The organism is Streptomyces sp. NBC_01314 (genome assembly GCF_041435215.1).
GTDB lineage: Bacteria > Actinomycetota > Actinomycetes > Streptomycetales > Streptomycetaceae > Streptomyces.
Genome location: NZ_CP108394.1, coordinates 720,214 through 746,357 on the forward strand (window position 1 = coordinate 720,214; position 26,144 = coordinate 746,357).

At 70.2% G+C, this 26,144-nt stretch carries 22 protein-coding genes and 1 pseudogene; 9 read left to right on the plus strand and 14 right to left on the minus strand.

Going from position 1 to position 26,144, the window contains the following annotated elements:
• The first annotated feature begins 114 nt into the window (after positions 1-114).
• The gene (locus tag OG622_RS03325) at positions 115-1,335 is read left to right on the plus strand and encodes an NAD(P)/FAD-dependent oxidoreductase (protein ID WP_371573108.1); all 1,221 of its coding nucleotides are present in this window, start codon (positions 115-117) and stop codon (positions 1,333-1,335) included.
• Positions 1,332-2,225 (plus strand): RNA polymerase sigma-70 factor, encoded by an 894-nt coding sequence (locus tag OG622_RS03330; protein WP_371573110.1) that lies wholly within the window; start codon positions 1,332-1,334, stop codon positions 2,223-2,225. Before OG622_RS03325 ends, OG622_RS03330 begins: the two co-directional genes overlap by 4 nt.
• A 146-nt stretch (positions 2,226-2,371) precedes the next feature.
• On the opposite strand, the gene OG622_RS03335 is transcribed toward OG622_RS03330, so the two are convergent.
• A complete protein-coding gene (locus OG622_RS03335; protein WP_371573112.1) occupies positions 2,372-3,211 on the minus strand; it encodes an aldo/keto reductase in 840 nt (279 codons plus the stop codon).
• 210 nt (positions 3,212-3,421) lie between these two features.
• Positions 3,422-3,754, minus strand: a complete 333-nt coding sequence (locus OG622_RS03340) for a cupin domain-containing protein (protein ID WP_371573114.1) — start codon at positions 3,752-3,754, stop codon at positions 3,422-3,424.
• Positions 3,755-4,235: 481 nt separating this feature from the next.
• Here OG622_RS03340 and OG622_RS03345 point away from each other — a divergent pair, with 481 nt between their 5' ends.
• Together OG622_RS03345 and OG622_RS03350 are read left to right on the plus strand one after the other, a co-directional pair.
• Positions 4,236-4,838 (plus strand): sugar O-acetyltransferase, encoded by a 603-nt coding sequence (locus OG622_RS03345; RefSeq protein WP_371573117.1) that lies wholly within the window; start codon positions 4,236-4,238, stop codon positions 4,836-4,838.
• Between the two features lie 54 nt (positions 4,839-4,892).
• A pseudogene (locus tag OG622_RS03350) lies at positions 4,893-5,018 on the plus strand (helix-turn-helix domain-containing protein); the annotation flags it as partial.
• A 212-nt stretch (positions 5,019-5,230) separates the two neighbouring features.
• On the opposite strand, the gene OG622_RS03355 reads toward OG622_RS03350, so the two are convergent.
• Positions 5,231-5,542 (minus strand): hypothetical protein, encoded by a 312-nt coding sequence (locus OG622_RS03355; RefSeq protein ID WP_371584466.1) that lies wholly within the window; start codon positions 5,540-5,542, stop codon positions 5,231-5,233.
• Between the two features lie 266 nt (positions 5,543-5,808).
• The gene (locus tag OG622_RS03360; RefSeq protein WP_371573120.1) at positions 5,809-6,987 is read right to left on the minus strand and encodes a hypothetical protein; all 1,179 of its coding nucleotides are present in this window, start codon (positions 6,985-6,987) and stop codon (positions 5,809-5,811) included.
• Between the two features lie 110 nt (positions 6,988-7,097).
• Here OG622_RS03360 and OG622_RS03365 point away from each other — a divergent pair, with 110 nt between their 5' ends.
• The gene (locus OG622_RS03365) at positions 7,098-7,544 is read left to right on the plus strand and encodes a restriction endonuclease (RefSeq protein WP_371573122.1); all 447 of its coding nucleotides are present in this window, start codon (positions 7,098-7,100) and stop codon (positions 7,542-7,544) included.
• 47 nt (positions 7,545-7,591) lie between these two features.
• Positions 7,592-8,844, plus strand: a protein-coding gene (locus tag OG622_RS03370; protein ID WP_371572294.1) for an IS3 family transposase whose coding sequence is annotated in 2 segments (ribosomal slippage) — positions 7,592-7,874 and positions 7,874-8,844 — 1,254 coding nt in all. Because the reading frame shifts where the segments join, the coding sequence is not laid out codon by codon here.
• A 180-nt stretch (positions 8,845-9,024) separates the two neighbouring features.
• Here OG622_RS03370 and OG622_RS03375 read toward each other — a convergent pair.
• The 5 genes from OG622_RS03375 to OG622_RS03395 all read right to left on the minus strand — a co-directional run bounded on the left by OG622_RS03375 (position 9,025) and on the right by OG622_RS03395 (position 17,877).
• Positions 9,025-9,954, minus strand: coding sequence for an anti-sigma factor RsbA family regulatory protein (locus tag OG622_RS03375; protein WP_371573125.1), 930 nt, complete (start codon positions 9,952-9,954; stop codon positions 9,025-9,027).
• Positions 9,951-10,310 carry an STAS domain-containing protein gene (locus OG622_RS03380; RefSeq protein ID WP_371573128.1) on the minus strand — a complete coding sequence of 120 codons (360 nt, stop codon included), beginning with the start codon at positions 10,308-10,310 and terminating at the stop codon, positions 9,951-9,953. Before OG622_RS03380 ends, OG622_RS03375 begins: the two co-directional genes overlap by 4 nt.
• 235 nt (positions 10,311-10,545) lie before the next feature.
• Positions 10,546-10,962 (minus strand): ATP-binding protein, encoded by a 417-nt coding sequence (locus OG622_RS03385; protein ID WP_371573129.1) that lies wholly within the window; start codon positions 10,960-10,962, stop codon positions 10,546-10,548.
• 119 nt (positions 10,963-11,081) lie between these two features.
• Positions 11,082-13,532, minus strand: a complete 2,451-nt coding sequence (locus tag OG622_RS03390; protein WP_371573130.1) for a SpoIIE family protein phosphatase — start codon at positions 13,530-13,532, stop codon at positions 11,082-11,084.
• A 76-nt stretch (positions 13,533-13,608) separates the two neighbouring features.
• Positions 13,609-17,877, minus strand: coding sequence for a HAMP domain-containing protein (locus tag OG622_RS03395; protein WP_371573132.1), 4,269 nt, complete (start codon positions 17,875-17,877; stop codon positions 13,609-13,611).
• Between the two features lie 380 nt (positions 17,878-18,257).
• Here OG622_RS03395 and OG622_RS03400 point away from each other — a divergent pair, with 380 nt between their 5' ends.
• The 3 genes from OG622_RS03400 (at position 18,258) to OG622_RS03410 (ending at position 20,362) form a co-directional block, all read left to right on the plus strand.
• Positions 18,258-18,665: a YciI family protein gene (locus OG622_RS03400; RefSeq protein WP_371573134.1), complete on the plus strand. Its 408-nt coding sequence runs from the start codon at positions 18,258-18,260 to the stop codon at positions 18,663-18,665.
• Positions 18,666-18,673: 8 nt separating this feature from the next.
• Positions 18,674-19,819, plus strand: coding sequence for an RNA polymerase sigma factor (locus OG622_RS03405; protein WP_371583989.1), 1,146 nt, complete (start codon positions 18,674-18,676; stop codon positions 19,817-19,819).
• Positions 19,820-19,975: 156 nt separating this feature from the next.
• Positions 19,976-20,362, plus strand: a complete 387-nt coding sequence (locus OG622_RS03410; protein ID WP_371573136.1) for a hypothetical protein — start codon at positions 19,976-19,978, stop codon at positions 20,360-20,362.
• 56 nt (positions 20,363-20,418) lie between these two features.
• Here the strand turns inward: OG622_RS03410 and hypE are convergent, their stop codons facing one another.
• From hypE to hypB, 5 genes are read right to left on the minus strand one after another with little or no spacing between them, the layout of a single operon-like run.
• Entirely contained in the window at positions 20,419-21,501 is a 1,083-nt protein-coding gene (gene hypE, locus OG622_RS03415) for a hydrogenase expression/formation protein HypE (protein ID WP_371573138.1), read from the minus strand.
• A complete protein-coding gene (gene hypD, locus OG622_RS03420) occupies positions 21,494-22,624 on the minus strand; it encodes a hydrogenase formation protein HypD (protein WP_371573140.1) in 1,131 nt (376 codons plus the stop codon). The genes hypE and hypD overlap by 8 nt, the downstream gene beginning before the upstream one ends.
• A complete protein-coding gene (locus OG622_RS03425) occupies positions 22,621-22,926 on the minus strand; it encodes a HypC/HybG/HupF family hydrogenase formation chaperone (protein WP_371573142.1) in 306 nt (101 codons plus the stop codon). The genes hypD and OG622_RS03425 overlap by 4 nt, the downstream gene beginning before the upstream one ends.
• Positions 22,927-22,957: 31 nt before the next feature.
• On the minus strand, positions 22,958-25,378 hold the full coding sequence (gene hypF / locus OG622_RS03430) for a carbamoyltransferase HypF (RefSeq protein ID WP_371573144.1): 2,421 nt from the start codon (positions 25,376-25,378) through the stop codon (positions 22,958-22,960).
• Complete coding sequence (hypB, locus tag OG622_RS03435) at positions 25,375-26,142, minus strand: hydrogenase nickel incorporation protein HypB (RefSeq protein ID WP_371573146.1); 768 nt, start codon at positions 26,140-26,142, stop codon at positions 25,375-25,377. Before hypB ends, hypF begins: the two co-directional genes overlap by 4 nt.
• Positions 26,143-26,144 lie beyond the last annotated feature (2 nt).

Below are 26,144 nucleotides of genomic sequence, written 5' to 3' on the forward strand. Positions count from 1 at the left end.
TCGATCCGGCCACCCCAACCGCCCCGGTCGGCGTCCTTCCGCGGCCCTCAACGAGTGTGACGTGCATCACGTCGGATCGTGTCACGTCTCGGCGGTCCGCGGTGTCCTGAGGGCATGACTGAACACAGCAACGACCCCAGCAAGGTCGTGGTCATCGGCGGTGGTTACGCCGGAACCCTCGCGGCCAACCGTCTGCGGATGCGCGCCGACGTCGACATCACTTTGATCAATCCCCGACCGAAATTCGTCGAACGCATCCGGCTGCACCAGTTCGTGGCCCGTACCGGCGACGCCACGATCGACTACGGCACGCTGCTCGGACAGGGCATCGAGCTGCTCGTCGACAGCGCCACGCGCATCGACTCCGCCGCCCGCACCGTGCAGCTGGCGTCGGGCCGCACCCTGGACTACGACTACGTCATCTACGCGGTCGGCAGCACCGCGGCGACACTGTCATCGGTACCCGGTGCGGTCGAATTCGCCCTCCCCCTCGCTGAATTCGAGTCCGCTCAGCGGCTGCGCGCCAGGCTGGAGGAGTTGCCCCTCGATGCTCCGGTCACCGTGGTAGGCGGCGGGTTGACCGGCATCGAGACGGCCGCCGAACTGGCCGAGCAGGGACGCATGGTCACACTGGTGTGTGGCCGGACCCTGGCACCCTCCCTCAGCGCGCCGGCGCGCCGATACGTCGCCAAGTGGCTGACCCGGCACGGCGTCACCGTGCTGGAGGCAGACGTGGTGAGCGAGGTCCGGCCGGATGCGGTCGCCCTAGCCAACGGTCCTGGCGAAGGTTCTGCCGAGGGCGCGGTGCGTCGGAGCGCACTGACCATCTGGGCGGCAGGTTTCGGCGTGGCGGAACTGGCCGCGGCGAGCGGGCTGCGCACCGACACGCTCGGCCGGCTACTCACCGACGAGACGCTGACCAGCGTCGACAACGACCGTATCGTCGCGGCCGGCGACGCCGCAGCACCGTCGGGCCGGCCGCTGCGGATGAGCGGCTTCGCCGCCGGGCCGCTCGGCGCACGGGCGGCCGACACAGTGCTGAGCCGCATCGCGGGGACCGAACCGGCGGTGATCGACCTGGCCTTCACGGGGGCGTGCGTCAGCCTCGGCCGAGGCGCCGCCGTCCGACAGCTCGCCCGCAAGGACGACACCGCGGTGAACGTCTACGTCAGCGGCCGCCTGGGCGCGGCGATCAAGGAGGTGACCTGCAGGTTCGTGGTGTCGAAGAGGATCCGCCGCGAGGCCCGCAAACCGGGTTCCATGGGCTGGCCCAAGGGCGGCCCGCGCCCCGAGCAACCGTCGACCTCCGCTTCACAGGAGGTCACCTCCCCGTGAGCACCGAAGAGCACGCCGAACGGTTCACCCTGTTACGGCCGCTGCTGTTCACGATCGTCTACGAGATACTCGGCTCGGCAACCGAGGCCGACGACGTGCTGCAGGACGGCTACCTACGGTGGGCCGACGTCGACCTCGCGGCGGTGCGGGACACCAAGTCATACCTGGCACAGTTGGTGACCCGTCAGGCGCTCAACGCGCTGCGGGCGAGTGCGCGCCGTCGCGAGGACTACATCGGCCCGTGGCTGCCCGAACCGCTGCTGCTCGACGAGAGAGACGCGTCGGCCGATGTGGTGCTCGCCGAGTCGGTGTCGATGGCGATGCTCGTGCTGCTCGAAACACTCACCCCCGATGAGCGTGCGGTGTTCGTGCTGCGCGAGGTGTTCGGCTTCGACCACGGCGAGATCGCCGGGGCGGTGGGCAAGTCCGTGGTGACGGTGCGCCAGGTGGCGCACCGCGCCCGCGAGCACGTGCGAGCGCGGCGTAAGCGCTTCGAGCCGTTCGACGCGGCGAAGACCGCGCGGATCACCGAGCGGTTCATATCCGCGGCGGCAACCGGTGACCTGCACGGGCTGCTCTCGATGCTCGCACCGGACGCCACCTGGACCGCGGACAGCGGCGGCAAGACCACCGCGGCGCGGCGTCCGGTGGTGGGGGCGGAGAAGGTGGCCGCGGTCCTCATGAGCATCTTCCGCAGGGGACAGCCGGCGGACCTGCGGATCGAGGTGACCAACTGCAACAACACGCCCGCGGTGGTGGTCCACAGCGGCGACCATCCCGTAGGCGTCTTCCTGGTCGAGATCATCGACGGGATGATCACCAGCATCTACGCCGTCCGCAACCCGGACAAGCTCGTCGCGGTGGCGGTTCCGCGTCGGATCAGCCGGTGAGGAGATGAGGACGTACGGAATCGTCGGAACGTACGGCGGAATCATTGGAACGTACGGAATCGTCGTCGACAGGTTTCCGTCGGCTCCGTCACGGACGCCGCCTCTCACTCCTCAACTGGTTCCGATCTTGACCGAAGGGGCGAAGCTCATGTCGGCTGGGTCAGGCGGTTGAGGCGATCGCGGTGGGCGGGGGTCAGGTGGAGGTGTTCCGCGGCGAAGTTCTCCTCCAGGTGATCGATCCGGGCGGTGCCCGGGATGGGGAGGATGACCGGTGAGTGGCCGAGGAGCCAGGCGAGCGCTACTTGCGTGGGGGTGGCGTCGACCTCGACCGCCACGGCGGCGACCTCTGCCCTCTCCCCCGAGTCCCCCCAGGCGACGGGGCGCCACGGCAGGAAGGCGATCCCTGCCGCTTCGCAGGCCATGAGGACAGGCTCGTGCTCGCGGTCGAGCAGGTTGTAGCGGTTCTGCACACTTGCGATGTCGACGACTTCCCGTGCCTCCGCGAGCTCTTCGACGGTGACCTCGGACAGCCCGACGTGGCCGATCTTGCCCTCGGTCCGCAGGTCCCGCAGCGTGCCGAGCTGGTCGGCGAGCGGCGTCTGCGGATCGATACGGTGCAGCTGAAGCAGTTCGATCCGCTCGACGCGCAGTCGGCGCAGAGCCTGATCGACCTGCTCCCGCAGTACAGCCGGCCGTCCGTCGAGCTTCCACTCGTCTGCCGGGCCCGATCGGGCAATGCCGACCTTGGTGGTGAGCAACAGCCCATCGGGGTAGGGGTGCAGTGCCTCGGCCAGGAGTTCCTCGTTGGCTCCCCAGCCGTAGAGATACGCGGTGTCGATCAGAGTCACGCCCAGCTCGACGGCCCGCCGGGCGACCGTGAGAGACGTCTCGCGGGCAGGGCCCGGCTCCGTCGGCAGGTGCATGCCCCCGAACCCGAGACGCCGTACTTCCAGTTCCCCACCGATACGAAACACACTCGATGTCACGTGCTGTCTTCTCCCCCTCGGTCAAAGGGGCAAGGCTAACAGCGCAGTTGGCCGCGGCGCCGGTCGCCGTCGAAGATCGGCCGGCCTACCTGATCGAAGCGGCCGGACCCGGGATGCGCGTACGAGGCCGGCGTGGAGCGTCACCGCGGAAACCGTCTCGACCGTCCGCGCCGACGTCCCGAGTGTCCGTGCGGCGCCCCCTGCGGGGCGTCAGCCGCCGGCCAGGTAGACCTTTCGCAGGGGTGAGCGGACCTCCCACTCGGTTCGCTCACCCGCGTGCAGGCGGACGACGGCGCCGGGGGTCAGCTCGATGCTTTCGCCGGTCTCGAAGCGCAGGGTCGCGTCTCCCTCCAGCACGACGAAGACCTCGTCGGCCTCGACATCGCGGACCGTGCCGGCCGTCAGCGTCCACAGTCCGAGTTCCGTGCCGCCGAACTCACCGAGAGTCTTCGCCGCCGCCACTGGGCTTCCGGCGAGAACGTCGTGCTCGTCCAGTGGCAGCGGGGCGAGCACGACCTCGTGTGCGTTGACGCAACGGTCCATCACGACTCCATCCCTTGGGTTCCACATCTGTCGGCCACATTCGATCACGAGGTCCGCAACCAGGACCCAGGCGCAGAGCAGCACTTGTTCGTCTCGGGCGATACGAGGGGGTCGACGAGGCATACGGAGCGGCCATGCACTGTGGCCGCGCATGTGCCTGCCGCACGCCGCGGCTCGGCAACTGGCGGACGGCGGGAAGACGGTCCGTGTTCGGTGGTCGAGGACGACGGATGGCTGCAGTTCGTCCGGGACGGCGTACGAGCCGCCGTGGACGCCGGCCTGATCCGCGAGTCGGACGACATCGACTTCGTGGCCCAGAGGGCTTGCGTCGGCGCCGTCGCGCCGACCTGGCCGGCGGGCTCCCCGACTGCCCGGAGATCTCCCACTGACCGCCGGCCGCGCCGATAGCCTGGGCTCGCACCATGGCTTGGGGGCACCCCGGGCCTGTGCCCAAGCCGTTCGACGAAGGGAGCGTCCCGCTTTGACGGATACGCACAAGGAAGAAGTCCTGGCCCGCATAGCCAAGGGGCTCGTCTACACCGAGTCGGAAGCGGCCTTTCAGGCCCCTCGGCGCCGCACAGAGCAGATCTTCGAGTACAACCACACACCACCGGGCGAAACGGACAAGCGTCGCTCGCTCCTCGTGTCGATCTTCGGCTCGGTCGGTGAACGCACGGTGCTGCTGCCGCCGTTCCACGCCGGCTTCGGCAGCAACGTGCACATCGGCGACGACTTCTTCGGGAACGTGAACCTGACGTTCGTCGACGACGTGGACATCCGCATAGGCAACGATGTCATGATCGCTCCCAGCGTGACACTGACCACGACGGGTCACCCGGTGCATCCCTCCCGACGCGCTGACTTCGGGCGTTTCTCCGAACCGATCGTCATCGAGGACAAGGTGTGGATCGGCAGCAACGCGGTGGTGCTGCCCGGCGTCCGGATCGGCTACGGGTCGGTCATCGGCGCCGGCAGCGTCGTCAGCCACAGCATTCCCCCGATGACCGTCGCGCTCGGAACACCCTGCCGCGTGGTCCGGCCCATCACGGACGAAGACCTCACCACACGTACCGCCGGGCATTAGGGATTTTCGTTCGGCTCAGCGCGCGGACCAGCCGACCACAGGGCACGCGGGCTCATGGACCGCTTCGCTCCGGACGATGCGCAGGCAGCGGAGCTGTCGCGCACCTTCGGATGCGTGCGCAAGGTCTACAACCTGGCCCTCGAAACCCGGACCGCCGCGTGGTACCCACGCCAGGAGCGGAGCGGGTCAACTGCAACGCGACGATGCCGATCACGATCACTGTCGGAGCAAGGTTCCCATGGGCCGAACGGCCCCCGGACAACGCCCGGTTGCCGGGGTGCGTGTCTCGGCCCCTGCGGGCGTATCCGAGTACTCGTGGGCGGGGACGCTGGTCGGCGCGGGTTGGCTCGTGGGTGCCTCGTTCACGGGGCCTGGCTTCATCGGGCCTGGCTTCATCGGGGCTTGTCCTGGGCGGGCCCGTACCGGGAAGATCGTCGATCATGCGTCTCGACGAACTCAACGTTGGTGAGCGTCAGTTGTGGGAATCCTTCGCCCGGGGCGGCGCTGTCGATGTCCGCGACGCCCCGCAACCGGGGGAACCCGCGGTGCGGGCCGAGGTCATCGCAGCGCTGCTGCTGGGGGCCGGGGCAGACCCCGCTCCGGGTGACCGCCCGGCACTGCGCCTGACCGGCGCCCGCATCACGGGCAGGCTGGATCTGCAGTTCGCCGAGATCCCCGTACCGGTCGTCCTGGACGAATGCCACTTCGACGAAGTGCCTCTGCTCCGGGGCGCCAGGATCCGCGAGCTGGCCCTCACCGAATGCGCCCTGCCAGGTCTGGCCGCCGACACAGCACAGATGTGCTGCCGGACGGCATCCGGTTCTGGCCGGCGGCCCAGGACGTCAGGAGGCGCAAGCCGTGTCACGGCGCAGTCCAGGGTCGCTCGATATCACCGACCCGTGAGGAGAAGGGTTTTCTCCCCTGCCTCATGTCGGATGCGTGCGCCCGCCCGTACGGCCGTACCCGCGCGCTACCCGCGCGCCTCGTAGCGCTGCCACTCGTGTCCGCCGTCACGCGAAGTCCACAGCCCCTCGCCCTTCACCAGGTCGTACGTCGCCGTCGTCGCGTCCGCGATGCCGTAGAGCGTCGTGCCGTCGACGGTGAACGATGTGAAGGTCACCGGTGTCTTCAGTTCCTGGAAGGCGCTGTTGGTGCGGTCGTCGGCGAGCCAGTAGCGGCCGCCTTCCTCGCCGACGAGCAGCCTCCCGTCCGCGAGCACCTCCAGGACCAGCAACTCCTGGCCACGCTTCAGCTCCTTCCAGGGAATGCCGTCGGCGAGGACCGTTCGCCAGTGTTCGCCGTCGTCCGTCGTCACGAACAGGCCGCGCACGCCCTCGTCCGTGGTGAGGGCCAGCGCCGCGGTACCACCCCGCGCGGCGAGGCCGTCCCCCGCGTAGGGCTGCGGGACGGCCTTGGAGCCCAGGGTTCGACCGTCGCGCTGCCATACGACCCGGTGGGGGGCGTCGGTCAGGGACTGCTCCAGGCTCCAGATCGTGCCCTGTTCGTCGACGGCGAAGCTGATGGCGTCGTCCGGCACGTCGGCCGGGGGCGCCACGGTCCGCGTGGCGGGGCGGTAGACGAGGGTCGGCTCCAGCTGGGCGAGGAGGATGTCGCCGGGGCGGGTGCGCAACGGGTTCTCGGTGACGACGACCTTGTGCCGCTTGCCCTGCACGTCGAGGGCGTACGCTCCCTCGCTCCCCTCCCCCGGCGGCACGCGCACGAAGCCGCCGCGCACCCCCTTGAACCCGATCCGCGCCGCCTCCGCGTTCGTGTGTTCCGCGTGCTCGGCGACCGTACGGCCGTCGCGGCCGACGATGCGCCAGGCGGTGGCGGCCGGCCCCTCGTCGTCCTCGACATTGCCGAGGTCGTACGTCAGCAGCAGCGAGCCGTCGCCCGCGCGGACCACGCCGGTCGGTGCGCCGGCCGCTTCGACGACGTCGGCGGGACGCGGATGCGGGTCCTCGATGACCCGCTTGTACCGCGCCTCCCGGCTCCCCGAGCCCCCTTCGCCGGAGTCACTCTCGCCGGAGCCACCGGAGCCACCGGGGCCCCCGGAGCCCCCGGGGCCGCAGGCGCTCAACGCCACCGCCGCACCCACCACGGCCACCAACTCGACCGCCCGCCACCCGCGTTCCTTCAACCACGCCATGGCCACATCCTCCCATCAGGTGGCAGTCGCCCTGGCAGGAGCAGGTGTCTCTCCCACGGATACCGACGGAGCGCGCGCGGAACGGTGAAGCTCTCGATCTTGGGCACCCGGTGTGTCTCACGGCCCACACGGTGGCCGGCGCTGTCGAACGGCGTCCTGCCTGGGTGTTCGTCCTGGTTGTTGTGGGTGTCGCGGGCTTCCTGGGCCTGCGGCGCCGACTGCACGTCGCAAGAGCGGCACGCCGGGCCGCGGCGGCGCTCGACGAGGCGGCACGGGAAGCGGCCGTCGTGGGAGGAGCCGGGGACCTGGGCACCGACGTGGTGGCCGTGGCCCCTGACGGCCGGCGGATCGTCGTCCAGTGCAAGCATTACAGCGACCCCCACCGGGTCGGCTCCCAGGATCTGCAGCGCTTCGGCGGCACCTGCTTCACCGTCCACGAGGCCGACGTCGCCGGTCTGGTCTGGTCTGGTCTGGTCACCACCACCGACTTCACCGCGCCGGCGCTGGAGTACGCCGACCGGTGCGGGATCGTATGCGTGGACCGGGAGGCCCTCTGAACCGCCCCGTTTCGAATGGAGACTCGATTTCATGAAAGGATCGAGTCATGGCACGACCTTCCCGTTACCCGCTTGAGCTCCGCCGCCGTGCGGTGCGCATGGTCGCCGAGGTGCGCGACGACTACCCCAACGAGACGGCCGCTCTGCAGGCGGTCACGGACAAGCTCGGCATCGGCTCCCGGGAGACGCTGCGGAACTGGCTGAAGCAGCACGAGATCGATGCGGGGGTGCGTCCGGGGGCGACAACGGAGGAATCTGCCCAGCTCAGAGCGTTGAAGAAGGAGAACGCCGAGCTGAAGCGGGCGAACGAAATCCTGAAGGCGGCGGCGAGTTTCTTCGCGGCCGAGCTCGACCGGCCACACACACGCTCGTAGCGTTCATCGACGAGCACCGGGACCGCTTCGGCGGCGTCGAGCCGATCTGCAGAACCCTCACCGGGCACGACTGCAAGATCACCCCTTCTACCTACTACGCCCAGAAGAAACGCCTGGCCGTCCCGTCCACCCGTTTCGTGCGGGACGCCGAACTCAGGGAACTGATCCGCCAGGTCCACACCACCAACTACCGCGTCTACGGGGCAAGGAAGATCTGGCGGGAGCTGAACCGGCAGGGACATGCAGTGGCCCGCTGCACCGTCGAACGGCTGATGCGCGAGATGGGCATCAGCGGCGCCGTCCGCGGCAAGAGGGTCATCACCACGATCCCGGACCAGCAGGCCGATCGGGCACCGGACCGAGTGGACCGTGACTTCGTCGCCGCCGCACCGAACCGCTGCTGGGTCGCGGATTTCACGCACGTGGCGACCTGGGCCGGCGTCGTCTACGTCGCCTTCGTCGTGGACACCTTCTCCCGCCGGATCGTCGGCTGGTCCGCCGCGACGTCGAAGGAGACCCAGCTGGTCCTGGACGCTCTGGAGATGGCACTGTGGCAACGCAACCGCGATGAACGCCCCCATGTTCGGGGCGAGTTGATACATCACAGCGACGCGGGCAGCCAGTACACCAGTTTCAAGCTGGCCGAACACCTGGATGCGGCCGGCATCGCCGCCTCGATCGGCTCTGTCGGCGACGCATACGACAACGCCCTGATGGAGAGCACGATCGGCCTGTTCAAAACCGAGTTGATCAAGCCTCAACGGCCCTGGAAGACCCTCTCCGAGGTCGAGTTGGCCACCGCCGAGTGGATCGACTGGTACTGCCACCGGCGCCTGCACGGTGAGATAGGCCACGTGCCACCCGTCGAGTACGAGACCAACTACTACACGGAACTCACAAAACCCCAGGTCACAACCACAATCTGAGATCTCTACCGAACCCGGGGCGGTTCACTCCGGGCCTGGACGGACAGCACCGGTCCCCTGCCCTGGGAGGCCGTGCCGGGAGACGCGCGGCGAGTGCACCGGCGATCCGCCCCAGAACCACTTCGGCCCCGTCCGCCTGAACGGCCGTGACGGGCAGCTCACTTCGGCGAGGCAGGGCCGTCAGCGGTTGAGGTAGAAGCGGATCGTGGTGCTGTCCTGCGCGGTGTGGAGGCGGACGAGGTCGGCGATGTAGTGGACGAGCATCAGACCGCGCCCGCCCAACTGGTCGCGGGCCGGTGGCCGACGGCCTGCCAGCGGATCGGTCAGCCGGCCGCGGTCGTGGACCTCGCAGACGATCTGCTCACCCTCGGCCCAGATCCGCAGTGTCCCCGATCCACCGCCGTGCACCACGCTGTTGGTGGTCAGCTCCGCCACCGCCAGCGTCAGATCCTGCAACGCGTCATCGGCGAGGCCCAGCCGCTTGGCTTCCCCGACTGCGAAAGTGCGGGCCCGCGGGAGTGCTTCCGCTTCGAACGACAGAGACGCGGCTCCGGGCGGATAGGTGAGCGGCTGGTTGTAGCGGGTGACGATCCGCTCGGGATCGTAGGAGTCGCTGGTCAGTTCGGCGCCGGTGTCGATGACGACGGGATGGGTGGCCCAGGCGTCGGCGAGCACCTCCGGCTCCAGGCCGTCCGCGTCGTACGGGCACAGGATCGTCACCTCACGGCCCTGGAAGGCCGTGTTGATGAGAGCCTCGTGCTGGACGCACGCCGGGTACTCCACGGCCGAGCGGCCGGCCCAGATCGGTTCGCCGATGATCCTCACCCGGCCGGCCGGGTGGGCGTCGGCGAAGGCTCGCAGTACACCGGGGATGATCCGCCCCGGGTTGCGGCCCGCTCGGGTCATGTCGAGGAAGGTGACCTCGGCGGCGCTTGCTCCCATCTCAGCCTTGATCAGTTCGAGGTTGGGGCCGGGAACGGCGACCGCGACGGCCTCTCCGGCGGCCAGACCTTCCACCAGGAACGGCACCGTACCCGCCGTGTACTGCTCCTCGCCCCGGTAGAACAGCGCCGGGTGCACGAAGGGGTCGGTGTGGGTGGCCGTGCTCATCGTCCTGCCACCTCGATCGTTGCCAGGCCGGGCCAGAACAGATGCAGGATGCGCTCCAGCTCCGGCGGCGGACGGTCCACGACGATACGGCCGCCGACCAGTTGCTGCGCGGTGATCGCCAGCGCCGCCGCGCCACCCACATCGATGAACCGCAGGTCGGACAGTTCCACGAAGGAGACGTCCGTGTGAACGCTCGCCAGATCCTCCAGTCCCTGTTCCCAGAAAGAACGGGTGAACACGTTGATCTCTCCAGCAGCACGAATACCCGGGCGACCGGGCAAAGAGCGGATCTCCAGCACAGCGCCGTCACGCGACGATGCCGTGACCGTCCGGTCCACGCCGTGGGAGACGTCCACGTTCTCTCCTGTCTCAGGTGCCGCCGTGCGGCGCACTCCCCGTCTCTCCGTTCACCACGCCTACACATCGACGGGCCACGGACACCTCATCGTATAACCCACCGGTGCGCGGAGTGACCGTGTGCCTTCTCATCCGTGAGGATCCCGCAGGTTGACGGGGTCCGGCGGTGGCCGAGCGGAACCGATCAGGAATGTGTACGCATGCCGGTGGGCACACGGGGTAGGCGTTCCACACTCAGCCGTCGCCTGCCCGGCCGGTGTCGGCCGGGCGGAAGCACGCCGACACCGTCTTGCCGTGCCGCTGGCACTTCATCTCCAGCTCGTCGGCGAGCATCCGTACGATGCCCACGCCGCGGCCGGAGGTCTCACCGGGCCGCGGATTGCGCCGGCGCGGCAGGGTCGGGTCCTCGTCATGGACGCTCACATGCAGGCATTCGCCGTCCCAGGTAAGGATCAGATACGCGTCGCTGTGCGCGTGGACATGCGCGTTGGTGAGCAGCTCGGACACGGTCAGGACGACGGCATCCACCATCTCGGGCTCGGCAGCGGTCCACGCCAGGGACTCCAACTGCCTCCGTGTCCACCGCCGACCGGCCTGCACGCCCCCTGACACGGGAAACGAATGTGCCCAGCCCATCGCCTTGATCGCCACCGGCTTCCCCGTTCAGTCGTCCGAACGCCTCTCGTACACACCGTGTGCCCGCCACCCGCGTTCGCAGACGTCCTGTCGACCGGTTCCCTGCCGTGACGATGCGGTCGTACAGCTGTCCGCTAGGTCACCCGTACGCCCACGAGGCAGGTGTCGTCGTCCGTGTCGGACTTGCTGTGGGTGAGCAGACGGTCCAGCTGCTGGTCGAGCGTGGGCGGGACCGTGCGCGCGGCCGTCAGCAGTTGGGCCAGTGATTCCTCCACGGACCGGTCACGGCGTTCGATCAGCCCGTCGGTGTACATCAGCAGGGTGTCGTCGACGGCCAGTTGGGCCTCGTGTTCCTCGTACGTCGCCTCGGGCAGGGCACCGAGCAGCAGCCCCTTGATCAGGGGCAGCGGCGTCGCTTCGCCGGCGCGTACCAGGACGGGCGGCAGATGGCCCGCTCTGGCCCAGCGCAGGGTGTGGCGGTCGGGGTCGTACAGGCCACAGACCGCCGTGGCGGTGACGGCTCCGGTCAGATGGTGGGCCACCATGTTGAGCCAGGACAGCAACTGGCCCGGTCCGGCCCCGGTCACGGCGAGACCCCGCAGCGCGTTGCGCAGGACGACCATGCTGGTGGCCGCCTCGATGCCGTGTCCGGCGACGTCTCCCACACACAACAGCACCAGCCCCGATGGCAGCACCACGGCGTCGTACCAGTCGCCTCCGACCAGGTTCTGGGTCTCCGCGGGCCGGTAGCGAACGGCCACGCGCAGTCCGGGGGCCTCCAGCGGGGCCTGCGCCGGGGGCATGATCGCGTGTTGGAGCTGGAGGGTGAGCCGGTCGCGTTCGCTCGCCTGCTGCTCGGTGTGGGCGAGCTGGTCGCGGGTGGCGGCGAGGGCGACCTCCGTCCAGTGGTGGGCGGAGATGTCCTGGTAGGCACCCCGGACGACGGAGAGCCGGCCGTCGGAGTCGAGGACCGGTTCGGCCACCACGCGAATGTGCCGGGTCACGCCGTCGGGCCGCTGGAGCCGGAAGGCCGCGGACGCGGGGCGGCGGTGGTGCAGCAGGGTGCGCAGGAACCTGCCGATGGCGACGGCGTCGTCGGGGTGGGCGTGGGCGGGCAGGTCCTCCAGCGGGACCGGGCCGCTGACTGAGGGCTTGCCGTAGAGGCTGTAGAGCTGGCCGTTCCAGGTGATCTCGCCGGTGACGAGGTTCTCCTCGAATCCGCCGATGCGGCCGAGGCGCTGGGCGTGCTGCAGCAGGCTCGCCAGCCGTGCGGTCTCGTCCTCTATGCGCCAGATGAGCAGCACGCTGCCGCCGTGCCGGCTGATGTTGATGTCGGCGACCGCCGCCAGTGGCACGTCCTCCAGCAGGGCCGTGAGCCGCATGCGCCGGGCACGGAACGGTTCACCCGTGGCGTAGACGCGCTCGACCTGCTCGAACAGCTCGCTCTCGCCGGCGGCCATCGGATACGTCTCCAGGAGCAGGGCTCCGTTGACGACCCCGCGTGGCCGGCCGGCCGGGTCGAGGAAGCGGCTGTTGACGTGCTGGATACGGAAGTCGACGAGTTCCCCGGTGGCGTCGAGGTACGGGACGAGCACCAGGGCGGGGTCGTGCAGGCCGTCGGCCAGGTCCATCAGTTCGGCGACGTCCGGCAGGATCCCTGGCCGCATGTCCCCGTCGGGGTGGCGCGGGGCGTAGGTCTCCAGTGTGTGCGCGCACAGCTCGGCCAGTGCCTCGACCTGGCGGACGATCTGCGGTGGCTGGGCTTGCAGTGGCGTGGGCCAGACGATTTCCAGTACTCCGTGGATGCGGCCCCCGGTGCCCGCCGGTACGGCGACCCGGCCGCCGTCGGGGTGGTGGTGCCGGCCGATGGAGGGCAGGCCTGTCTCCGACAGGCAGCCGATCCACTGGCCCGTACGCTCGCCGAGCCCGTGGCGTGCCACCGTCACCACGCCGGGCGGTACGTACCGCCAGCGTGCCGCCTCCGCGGCCGAGAACCCGGCGCTGCCCGCCAGGGTGAGGGAGCCGTCGGCGCCCAGCGCCCAGATGGCGACCGCTTCCGCGCCGAGTGGCGTCAGGGCGTGTTCCAGCAGGGAGTCGGCGACGGCCTGGGCGTCGTGGGCGGCCAGCGCGGCGCTCTCGGCGGTCCGCAGCCGTACGGCCAAGGAGCCGCTTCTTGCGGAGTCGGTGGCCTCGTCGCGGCCGGCCGTGATCGTGAGGAAGGTGGTCGTCACTTCGGAGAGCCGGTCGCGCGCGGCCTGGTTGATGACGTCGACGGCGAATTCGAGGGGTGTCACGCCCGCTTGCTGGGCCAGCTCGGCGAGCTGCCGTGCCGCCTGCGACGGCCCGCACCCGAGCCGCTCGACAAGGATGCCCTTGGCCAGCTCGATCAGGGCACGCCCGTCCGCTTCCGCCTGGGCCTCCTGCACCTCGCGGCGCAGTCGCTCCACGGTCGCGGCGAGTCTGCCGACGGGGGAAGGCTGCCCCTTCCCGGCTTCTTCCCGGGGGCGTTCTGTCTGCCGGTCGGCCGCGGACGGACCGCCGGCGCCGGCGTCCTGCGGCTCGGCCGGCTGGTGGGGATCGCTCACGTTCGACCTGTTCCTCGGCTGGGGTGTCCGGAGACACCACGCGGTCGGCTGGTACGCGGGGTGGCGTGACTCCCCGTCATACGGACAGCCAGCGTCGGACGCGGCCGATGAGGTCGTTGGTGTCGACCGGCTTGGTGACGTAGTCGTTCGCGCCCGACGCGAGGCTCTTCTCCTGGTCGCCGGGCATGGCCTTCGCGGTGACGGCGATGATGGGCAGATCGGCGTACTGGGGCATCGACCGGATCTCCGCGGTGGCGCTGTAGCCGTCCATCTCCGGCATCATCACGTCCATCAGGACCAGCGAGATGTCCGGATGGGCGAGCAGCATCTCGATGCCCTTGCGGCCGTTCTCGGCGTGCAGGACGTGGAAGCCGTGGAGTTCCAGCATCCCGCTCAGCGCGAAGAGGTTGCGCACGTCGTCGTCGACCACGAGCACCTTACGGCCGAGGAAGGCACCGTCGACGACCTGCGCGGCCGGGCGCTGGGACTCCTCGGCGCGTACCAGTGACAGCACGTCCCCCGGCTCCTCGGCGGACAGGTGCAGGGTGATCCGTTCGCGAAGTTCGTCCAGGCTGGACAGGAAGTCCAGCGGGCGGCCGTCCGCGCGGGAGCGCAGCGTCTGCTCGTGCGCCAGGTCCACGCGATGGCCGGTGTGCACGAGTACGGGCACGCTGGCCAGCGCCGAGTCGCCTTCCATGGCCTCCAGCAGACGGGCGCCCTCGTCGTCGGGCATGCCGAGTTCGAGGACGACGCAGTGGCAGGGTTCGGCGGCCAGCGTGCTCGCCGCCTCCTGCGCCCCGATCGCCGTGATGATGTCGATGGCCCCGCGTGGGTCGTCGTCGGGCGCGAGGTCCGCGACCGCGCGTTCGGCGACGAGGGTCAGCAGTCCGCGGGGGCGGTCCTCGACGACGAGCAGACGGCGCCGGCGCTGCTCGGGTACCGCGGAGGAAGCGGTGTCGGGCCGAGAGGCCGGCGTCAGGTCCCGGGCCGTGCTGTGCGGGTGCTCTGTCAGCAGGCTGCCGCCGTCGAGCACGTCCTCGAAGTCGGCGCGTGCCACGGGGAGGTAGAGGGTGAAGGTGCTGCCCTGACCGGGCGTGCTGTCGACCGTGACGGCGCCGCCGAGCAGATGGGCGATCTCCCGGGTGATCGACAGACCGAGGCCGGTGCCGCCGTACTTACGGCTGGTGGTGCCGTCCGCCTGCTGGAAGGCGCCGAAGATCGTCTCCAGCTGCTGCTGGGGAATGCCGATACCGGTGTCCTTCACCCGGAAGGCCACGACGGCACCGCCGCGCAGGACGCCCGTGGGCACCTCCCGGTCCGCGGCGGGTTCGATGCGCAGGGCGACGCCGCCCTGTTCGGTGAACTTCACCGCGTTGGACAGCAGGTTGCGCAGGATCTGACGCAGGCGGGAGTCGTCGGTGAGCAGGTCGGCGGGCGTGCCCGGCGCGGTGGCCACCGTGAAGTCCAGGCTCTTCTGCGTCGTCATCGGCCGGAACGTCGCCTCGACGTACTCGAGGAGCTTGCGCAGCGGAACCCGCTCCGGCGTGACGTCCATCTTGCCCGCCTCGACCTTCGACAGGTCGAGGATGTCGTTGATCAGCTGCAGCAGGTCCGAGCCCGCCGAGTGGATGATGCCCGCGTACTCGACCTGCTTGGGCGTCAGGTTGCGCGAGGGGTTCTGGGCCAGCAGCTGGGCCAGGATCAGCAGGCTGTTGAGTGGGGTGCGCAGTTCGTGGCTCATGTTCGCCAGGAACTCGGACTTGTACTTCGACGCCAGCGCCAGTTGCTGTGCGCGCGTCTCCAGCTCCTGCCGTGCCTGCTCGATCTCCAGGTTCTTGGCCTCGATGTCGCTGTTCTGCGAGGCGAGCAGGGAGGCCTTCTCCTCCAGTTCGGCGTTGGAGCGCTGCAGTTCGTCCTGCTGTACCTGCAACTCCTCCGAGCGTGCCTGGAGTTCGGCGGTCAGCCGCTGGGACTCCCCCAGCAGTTCGTCGGTGCGGGCGTTGGCCACGATGGTGTTGAGGTTGACGCCGATGGTCGGCATCAGCTGGGCGAGGAAGTCCTGGTGGATCTGGGTGAAGGAGGTGACGGAGCCCAGCTCGATGACGCCGAGGACCTGGTCCTCGACCACGATGGGCAGCACCACCAGGGCGCTGGGCACGGCCTGCCCGAGACCGGAGGAGATGGTCACGTAGCCCGGTGGCAGCTCCTCCACGCTGATGGGGCGGCGGTTGCGCGCGGCCTGCCCGACCAGCGAGCGCCCGACGGGGATGCGCTCGGGCCGGTCGGTGTCGTCGGGATAGCCGTACGAGCCCACCAGCCGCAGCTCGGGTCCGCGCTCGGTGTCCTCGGCGAGGTAGAAGGCGCCGTACTGCGCGGACGCCAGCGGCGCGAGCTCGTCCATGATGAGCTCGGCGACGACGGGCAGGTCACGATGGCCCTGCATCAGGCCGGAGATCCGGGCGAGGTTGGTCTTCAGCCAGTCCTGCTCCTGGTTGGCCCGGGTGGTCTCCCGCAGGGACTCCACCATGGAGTTGATGTTGTCCTTGAGGTCGGCGACCTCGCCCGAGGCCTCCACGGTGATCGAGCGGGTCAGGTCGCCCTCGGCGACGGCGCTGGTGACCTCGGCGATGGCGCGGACCTGGCGGGTGAGGTTCCCCGCGAGTTCGTTGACGTTCTCGGTCAGCCGCTTCCAGGTGCCCTCGACGCCCTCGACCTCGGCCTGGCCGCCGAGCCGGCCCTCGCTGCCCACCTCGCGGGCGACACGGGTGACTTCGGCGGCGAACGACGACAGCTGGTCGACCATCGTGTTGATGGTGGTCTTCAGTTCCAGGATCTCGCCGCGGGCGTCGACGTCGATCTTCTTCGACAGGTCGCCGTTGGCCACGGCCGTGGTCACCAGGGCGATGTTGCGGACCTGGCCGGTGAGGTTGTTGGCCATCGAGTTGACGTTGTCGGTGAGGTCCTTCCACGTGCCCGCAACGTTGGGCACGTGCGCCTGGCCTCCGAGGCGTCCCTCGGTGCCTACCTCGCGCGCGACGCGGGTGACCTCGTCGGCGAACGCGGAGAGCGTGTCGACCATCGTGTTGATGACGTCGGCCAGGGCCGCTACCTCGCCCTTGGCCTCGACCGTGATCTTCTGTGACAGGTCGCCGCGCGCGACGGCCGTGGCGACCTGGGCGATCGAGCGGACCTGGCCGGTCAGGTTCGACGCCATCACGTTGACGTTGTCCGTCAGGTCCTTCCAGGTCCCCGACGCGCCCCGGACGATCGCCTGTCCACCCAGATTGCCTTCCGTGCCGACCTCACGGGCGACACGGGTGACCTCGTCGGCGAAACCGGACAACTGATCCACCATCGTGTTGATGGTGTTCTTCAACTCCAGAATCTCACCACGGGCATCCACCGTGATCTTCTGGGAGAGATCGCCCTGTGCCACCGCCGTGGCCACCTGGGCGACATTGCGGACCTGCGCGGTGAGGTTGCCCGCCATGAAGTTCACGGAGTCCGTCAGATCGCGCCAGGTGCCCTTCACGCCCTTGACGTCCGCCTGTCCGCCGAGCCGCCCCTCGGTGCCGACCTCACGGGCGACACGGGTGACCTCGTCGGCGAAACCGGACAACTGATCCACCATCGTGTTGATGGTGTTCTTCAACTCCAGAATCTCACCACGGGCATCCACCGTGATCTTCTGGGAGAGATCGCCCTGCGCGACCGCCGTGGTCACCTGGGCGACGTTGCGGACCTGGGAAGTCAGGTTGCCCGCCATGAAGTTGACCGAATCGGTCAGGTCGCGCCAGACGCCGCCCACGCCGGGCACCTGGGCCTGTCCGCCGAGCCGGCCCTCGCTGCCGACCTCACGGGCGACGCGCGTGACCTCGTCCGCGAAGGCGGAGAGCTGGTCGACCATCGTGTTGACGGTCTCCTTCAGCTGCAGGATCTCGCCACGCGCGGGCACGTCGATCTTCTGCGACAGGTCGCCCTTGGCGACCGCGGTCGCCACCTGCGCGATGTCGCGCACCTGTGTGGTCAGATTGCCCGCCATGGCGTTGACCGAGTCGGTCAGGTCTGCCCAGGTGCCCGAGACCCCCGGCACCTCGGCCTGACCGCCGAGCGTGCCCTCGGTGCCCACCTCGCGCGCCACCCGTGTCACTTCCGAGGTGAACACGGAGAGTTGGTCCACCATGCCGTTGAAGACCGTGGCGATGTCGCCGAGCAGGCCCTCACCGTCGGACGGCAGCCGGGTACCGAAGTCGCCGTCCCGTACGGCGGTCAGTCCGGCCAGCAGTTGCCGTAGCTCCTGCTCGCCCGGGGCCCGGTCGGTGGCCTCGATCGTCTTGCTGCTCATGTGCGCACCCTCGTTCCGCTCCCCAAGAGCCCTCGCGCCGAGGACTCGGAACCCGCGCCGGGCCGTGCGAGGCCCGCTCACCGACCTCGTTTCCGCAGTTCACGGATCAGCCTGATGAGAAAATCCGGTGAAGGTTAACTCAGTTGTCGTCCGACAACCAAAGCCTGGTACAGAGACCCCGACCGCCCCGAGAAGATACCGCCCGGGGTGGAATACATCGTCGGACGCGGGGCACTCGGAAGGGTTCGTCAAGGCCGTCGCGCGGGCACTCCAGGGCTGCCGGAAAAAATCTTGGCCGCCGATGTCGAGAACCCGCTCCTGGCTCCGTCCCCGCTGTGAACGCGACCACAATGGGTCGCACCAGTACAAGGAGAACCACGATGGCCAAGTACCTGCTCCTCAAGCACTACCGTGGCGCCCCGGCTGCGGTGAACGACGTACCCATGGACCAGTGGACGCCGGAGGAGATCTCGGCCCACATGCAGTACATGAACGACTTCGCGACCGGGCTGGAGAAGACCGGCGAGTTCGTCGACGGTCAGGCGCTCGCCCCCGGGGGAGCGTGGGTCCGGTACGACGGCGAAGGGCGACCGCCGGTCACCGACGGCCCGTTCGCCGAGACGAAGGACCTCATCGCCGGCTGGATGGTGATCGACGTCGACAGCTACGAACGTGCCGTCGAACTGGCCGGGGAACTGTCGGCCGCCCCCGGCGCGGGCGGGAAGCCGATCCACGAGTGGCTGGAGCTGCGCCCGTTCCTGACCGCGCCGCCCACCATCACGGAGTGACCTCGCCGATGAACGAGGCTCTGCTCCGCAGCCTCACACCTGGTGTGCTCGCCGTCCTCGTCCGCCGCGGAGCCGACTTCGCGGCGGCCGAGGACGCCGTGCAGGACGCGCTGATCGAGGCGGTCCGTGTGTGGCCCGCCGACCCGCCGCGGGACGCGAAGGGCTGGCTGGTCACCGTGGCCTGGCGCAAGTTCCTCGACGCGACCCGCGCGGACGCCGCCCGGCGCCGGCGTGAGGACCTGGTCGACGACGAGCCGACGCCCGGCCCCGCCCCCGGGGTGGACGACACGCTCCAGCTCTACTTCCTGTGCGCCCACCCGTCGCTGACACCGGCGTCCGCGGTCGCGCTCACGCTGCGCGCCGTCGGTGGGCTGACCACCCGCCAGATCGCCCAGGCCTACCTGGTGCCCGAGGCGACCATGGCCCAGCGCATCAGCCGCGCCAAGCGCACCGTCTCCGGAATACGGTTCGTCCAGCCCGGTGACGTCGCCACCGTGCTGCGCGTCCTCTACCTGGTCTTCAACGAGGGCTACTCCGGCGACGTCGACCTCGCCGCCGAGGCCATCCGGCTCACCCGGCAGCTCGCGGGCGCGATCGATCACCCCGAGGTGTCGGGGTTGCTCGCCCTCATGATGCTCCACCACGCCCGGCGCGCCGCCCGGACCGCGCCCGACGGCAGCCTGGTGCCCCTTGCCGAGCAGGACCGCGGCCAGTGGGACACGGAGTCGATCGCCGAGGGCGTCGAGATCCTGCAGGCGGCCCTCGCCCGTGACCGGCTGGGCGAGTTCCAGGCCCAGGCCGCCATCGCCGCACTGCACGCCGACGCGCTCATCGCCGAGGAGACCGACTGGGTGCAGATCGTCGAGTGGTACGACGAGCTCGCACGCCTGACCGACAGCCCGGTCGTCCGGCTCAACCGCGCGGTGGCCGTGGGTGAGGCCGACGGACCGCGCGCCGGTCTGGCGGCGCTCGCGACACTGGACGACTCGCTGCCGCGTCACACCGCGGTTGCGGCGTACCTCCATGAGCGCGACGGCGACCTGGCGACGGCCGCGCAGTTGTACGCCGAAGCGGCCCGGAAGGCTCCCGACCTCGCCGAGCGCGACCACCTGACGCGCCAGGCCGCCCGGCTCAACACCCGTCTGCGCCGCTGACGGGTCGCACTCGACCTCACCCACAACGCTTCGCGCGACCTCGGGCCGAACCGGGATTGTCACAAAATGCTCTAAATATTAAGAGAAGGGATACTTTACCCATCGCGGCGACGCACGACCGGCGTCCCCATCGACCATGAACAGGCAGGTCGGCCCATGTCGAAGAAACCACGTTCGTCCGAGCCACCGCACGGAAAGGGCCCTAGCCGCCACGAGGGCACCGAGCAGCACGGCTGGTCGCCCGATGTGGACGAGACACGCCAGCAGGACAACCCGAGCGCCCCCCGCTCGTTCCGTACGGCCGAGCACGCCGACGAAAGAGGCCGGGGCCGAACGAAGTCCGCGGAGGAGACGAAGTCCGTGCCGGGTGACACGGCGAAGAGTCACGGGACACGCGGCGAGGAGTACGGCGACATGGACGAGAAGGGCCGCCGTGACGCCGGACGCAAGGGCCGCTCCCAGCGTCCCAGCGGCTCCAGGGACGCTTCCTCCGGGACCGGCGTGGACCCACAGGATCCGCCGTCCGGCCACCGGCAGGATTAGGACCCGTCGGCACCCGGACGGCCGACTCCGCGACGAGCGGGTGCCGCGGGGCCCTCTCAGCAGATCCGCGGCAGTTGCTCCCCGATCGGCAGATCGACCACCCGTGTTCCCCCCAGGCCGGTGCGGGCCACGACCATGCCGGGATGCGCCTCGACGCTCTCGCCGATGATCACGGAGTCGGCGCCCAGGGGATGGGCTCTCATCGCCTCCAGGACGGCGTCGGCGTGCTCGCGCGGGACGAAGGCGACGAGCTTGCCCTCGTTGGCGATGTACATGGGGTCCAGCCCGAGAATGGCGCAGGCATTGGCCACGGCCGACGGGACCGGGACGTCGCGTTCCCGGATGACGACCCCGGTACCGGAGGCCGCCGCGATCTCGTTGAGCGTGGCCGCCAGGCCGCCCCGGGTGGGATCGCGCAGGACGTGCAGATCGGGGGTGACGGCGAGCATGGCGTCGACGAGGCCGCCGAGCGCCGCGCAGTCGCTCTCGATCTCCACGCCGAACTCCAGGCCCTCGCGCACGCTCATGATCGCGACCCCGTGGACACCGATGGCACCGCTGACGATCACGACGTCGCCGGGGACGACCCGCTGGGGACGCAGATCCACGCCCGCCGGGACGAGGCCGATGCCCGCCGTGTTGATGAAGATCCCGTCGCCGTGGCCGGCCTCCACCACCTTGGTGTCACCGGTGGCCACCTCCACACCGGCGGCCCGCGCCGCCGCGCCCAGCGCCTGGGACACCCGCGTGACCACGTCCAGCTCGACACCCTCCTCCAGGATGAACCCGCAGGAGAGGTAAGCGGCTCGGGCGCCGCTCATGGCGAGGTCGTTGACGGTTCCGTTGACCGCCAGGTCTCCGATGCTGCCGCCGGGGAAGAACAACGGCCGCACCACGTACGAGTCGGTGGAGAAAGCCAGCCGCGCTCCGCCCAGGGAGAGCACGGCGGCATCACCCATCTGGGCCAACACCTCGCCCCCGAAGGCAGGCGCGAAGGTCTGCTGGACCAGTTCGGCGGACAGGACTCCACCCCCGCCGTGGCCCATGACGACACGCGGCCGGTCCCGGACCGGCGCCGGACAGGTCCAGGCCTCGATGTCCAGGGCGGCGGGAACAGGCAGATCGGTGGTGTCAGACAACGGGGCTCGCCTCCCGAACCGTCGTGGTGGTGGGCAGGTCCAGCCGCCGGTAGAGGTAGTACGCCGCGCAGGCGCCCTCGCTGGAAACCATCGTTGCCCCAAGGGGCGTACGGGGGGTGCACAGAGTGCCGAAGGCCTCGCACTCGTGCGGCTTGAGCAGCCCCTGCAGGACCTCTCCGCTGCGGCACTCGGCGGGTTCGGCCGTCCGGATCCCGCCGACCTCGAAGCGGTGCTCCGCGTCGTGGTCGCGGTACTTCGACGCCAGCCGCCACCCACTTCCGGGAATCACCCCGATACCGCGCCAGGCCCGGTCGGTGACCTCGAAGACGTCCTCCAGCATGGCACGGGCGGCCGGGTTGCCCTCCGGGCGGACGGCACGGGCGTAGGCGTTGTCGACGGTGTGCTCACCCTGTTCCAGCTGGTGGACGGCCCGGCGTACGCCTTCGAGGATGTCCAGTGGCTCGAAGCCCGTCACGACGATCGGCACGCGGAAGCGCTCCGCCAGTCGCGGGTACTCCTCCACGCCCATCACGCTGCAGACGTGCCCGGCCGCGAGGAAGCCCTGCACCCGACAGCTCGGCGAAGACATGATCGCCTCGATGGCCGGCGGTACGCGGACGTGGGACACGAGCATGCTGAAGTTCCTGATGCCCAGCTTCCGGGCCTGATGGACCGTCATGGCGTTGGGGGGTGCCGTCGTCTCGAAGCCGATGCCGAAGAACACCACCTCGCGGTTTGGGTTCTGCTGGGCGATCCGCAGCGCGTCGAGCGGCGAGTAGACGACGCGCACGTCACCGCCTTCCCCGCGGACCTGGAACAGGTCCCGGCCGGTGCCGGGCACGCGCAGCATGTCGCCGAAGGAGCAGAAGATCACCTCCGGCCGGGAGGCGATCTCCAGCGCCTTGTCGATGACCTCCAGCGGGGTCACGCACACCGGGCAGCCCGGTCCGTGGATCAACTCGACCTGATCCGGCAGGAGTTGGTCGATGCCGTGCCGGATGATGCTGTGCGTCTGCCCTCCGCACACCTCCATCAGCGCCCATGGCCTGGTCACCGTGGCGTGGATGTCGTCGAGGAGCCGGCGCGCCAGCTCCGGGTCCTGGAACTCGTCGATGTACTTCACGGGTTGCGCACCTCTTCCGCCGGGTCCACGCCCGCCTCCATCGCCGCCATCTCCCAGGGATCGCCGAACTCCTCCTGCAGCATGCCGAGTTCGGCGAAAAGTTCGAGCGTCTGCCGCGCCGATTCCTCGTCCAGCCGTTGCAGGGCGAACCCGACGTGGACGATGGCGTACTCGCCGACCCGGAGGTCGGGCAGATACTCCAGGCACACCTCCTTGACCACGCCGCCGAAGTCGACGTTGGCCATCCGGGTGCCGTCCCGTTCTTCGATGTCCAGCACTTTGCCGGGTACCGCCAGGCACATGAGCCTCTCCTCGCTGTGGGTCGCGCGTCGCTCACTCGGTGGGCGTGGATGTGGGGGTGGCCCGGGCGGCCACCATGAGCTGGCCCAGCGCCAGGCCGCCGTCGCCCGGCGGCACCAGGTGGTGCCGCAGGACCGTGAAGCCGTCCTCGCGCAGGCCGGCGGCGCAGGCGGAGGAGAGCAACGTGTTGGCGAACACGCCTCCCGTCAGGGCCACCGTGTCCAGCCCGTGCCGCTCTCGCGCCCGCGCGCACATCGCGCGCACCAGAGCGGTCACACCCCTGTGGAAGCGAGCCGCGATCAGGGCCGGCTCGACGCCCGCGCGCAGGTCGCCGACGATCGCCACGAGTACGGGTGCCGGATCGGCCCGTACGGCGGCGCCCCCACTCACCTCCGACGCGTGCAGGGCGAAGGCGTACGCCACGGTGTCCCCGGCCGGCGCGCGCAGGGCCGCGCCCTCCAGCTCGACGGCGGCCTGCGCCTCGTATCCGGCTCGGTGGCACACACCGGCCAGCGAGGACACGGCGTCGAAGAGCCGGCCCATGCTGGACGTGGGAACACAGTTCAGGCCGCGCTCCAACTGTCGTTCCAGGACCCGGAGTTCGTCGGGCAGCGAGGCGGCCGTACAGGCGAGGTCGTCGGTCCAGGCGATCCCGGCCGTCCTCAGATGAGCCAGCGCCATGCGGTACGGCCGGCGCACCGCGGAGTCGCCGCCGGGCAGCGGGACGTACGCGAGGTGCCCGAAGCGGGTGAAGCGGTCGTAGTCGGCGAGCAGGAACTCGCCTCCCCACACGGCGCCGTCGTCGCCGTGGCCGGTGCCGTCGAAGGCGACGCCGATCACCGGCCGGGCGCCGTCCAGCCCGTGTTCGGCCATCGCGGCGGCGATGTGCGCGTGATGGTGCTGGACGCGCACGACGGGCCGGTGTGCCGCGTTGCGGTCGGCCCATCGGGCGGAGCGGTAGCCGGGATGCCGGTCGGACGCCAGGGTCTCGGGCCGCACTCCTGTGATGGACTCCAGCTGGGCCGCCGCGCGCGCGAAGGCCCGCTGCGTGCCGATGTCGTCCATGTCGCCGATGTGCGCGGACAGCCAGGCGCGGCGGCCCGACCCCAGACAGAAGGCGTTCTTCAGGTCTCCGCCGACGGCGAGGGCCGGCCGCACGGGCAGCGGGAGGGTGAGGGGCAGCGGTGCGTAGCCACGCGAGCGGCGGATCACCAGCGGCTGCCCGTCGCACACGCGGACCACGGAGTCGTCGCACGGGACGTGGATCGGCCGGTCGTGCGTGAGCCAGGCGTCGGCCAGATGCGCGAGCCGCTCCAGCGCCTCGGTGTCGTCGGTGACGATCGGCTCACCGGACACGTTGCCGCTGGTCATGACGAGCAGCCGGGGGCCGTCGGCGTCGTCGGGCAGGCCGAGCAGCAGATGGTGCAGGGGCGTGTACGGCAGCATCACGCCGAGGTCGGGGCTGCCGGGCGCGACGCCCTCGGCGGGCCGCGCGGCCCCGGCGGCGTACGACGGGTGCGGGTGCCGCCTCACCAGGACGACCGGCCGGGCCGGGCCTTCGAGGAGAGTCCGCTCCTCGGGGCTCAGCCGCACGAGGTGGCGGACCGCGTCCGCCGTCCTGGCCATGACGGCGAACGGCTTGTCCCCGCGCGCCTTCCGGCGACGCAGGAGCGCGACGGCCGCCTCGTTCGTGGCGTCGCAGGCCAGGTGGTAGCCGCCCAGGCCCTTCACCGCGAGGATCGCGCCCCGCGTCAGCAGTGCGCGCGCCTCGGTGACCGGGTCCCCCCTGTCTGCACTCCTGAGCCCCGACTCCTGTCCGGCGACCACTCCGGCGACCTCTCCGGTGACCAGCCGCAGTCGCGGCCCGCAGGCCGGGCAGGCGACCGGCTGCGCGTGGAACCGCCGGTCGGCCGGATCCGCGTACTCGCGGGCGCAGTCGGGGCACATCGCGAACCCGGCCATGGTGGTGTTGGCCCGGTCGTAGGGCACGCCGGTGACGATCGTGAAGCGCGGGCCGCAGTGGGTGCAGTTGACGAACGGGTGGCGGTGGCGCCGGTCCGCCGGGTCGGCCAGTTCGGCGAGGCAGTCGGCGCAGGTGGCGGAGTCCGGGGAAACCAGGGTGCGGGCCGGTCCGTCGGCACGGGAGGCGAGGATGGTGAACGCGGTGCCGCCGACGGGAGGCATCTCTTGGTGGTCGACGGACTCGACGCGGGCCAGCGGAGGTGCCTGGACGGCGATCCGGTCGCAGAACCGGGTCACGGCCGAGGCGGCGCCCTCGACCTCCACGACGACGCCTTCCGCGGTGTTGGTCACGTGTCCGGCCAGGGCGAGTTCGGTGGCGAGGCCGTACAGGTAGGGCCGGAAACCCACGCCCTGCACCACTCCCCTGACGGTGACCCGGCGGCGTAGCGGCGTGTCCTCGGTGGCGGTGGCCGGGGTCTGCGGACCGCTCACGGGTGGGTGTGGGCCATGGCGCCGGTGACCTCCGGGTGCGCGTGGGTGTGGCCGTGGTCGTGGTCGTGGTCGTGGAGCCGGCGGGCCATGACCGGCGCGTGGACGGGTACGCCGTCCGCGGCCGCCATCGCCCTGTCGAGCAGAGCGCCGACCCCCCGCCCCAGGCGTGCCGAGGTCAGGATCACCTCGACTCCCGGATTGACCTGCTGCACGTTCGCGCGGAACGCGACCTCGTCGAACTCGACGGCCGCCGCGATGTCGGTCTTGGTGACCACGACCAGCTGGGCGAGGCCGAAGGCGGTGGGGTACTTGAGCGGCTTGTCCTCGCCCTCCGTCACGGAGGCGAGGACGACCCTCAGCGTCTCCCCCAGGTCGTAGGAGGCAGGGCAGACGAGGTTGCCGACGTTCTCCACGAACAGCAGCCGGGTACCGTCGGGCAGCCATCCGTCCAGGTGCCCGGCGAGCATTCCCGCCTCCAGATGACACAGCCCGTCGGTGAGCACCTGCTTGACCGGGACGCCCGAACGCGCCAGACGTACCGCGTCGTTCTCGGTGGCGAGATCGGCGCTCAGCGCCGCTACGGGAACGGACCGCTCGCGTGCCCGCAGCAGTTCCTGCTCCAGCAGCGCGGTCTTGCCGCTGCCCGGACTGGACAGCAGATTGACGACCGCGGTGCCTCGCGCCGTGAGGGCGGCGCGCAGTTGGTGGGCGCTCGCGTCGTTCTTCGCGAGTACGGCCTGGCGCAGGTCGGCGACACGGCACATGG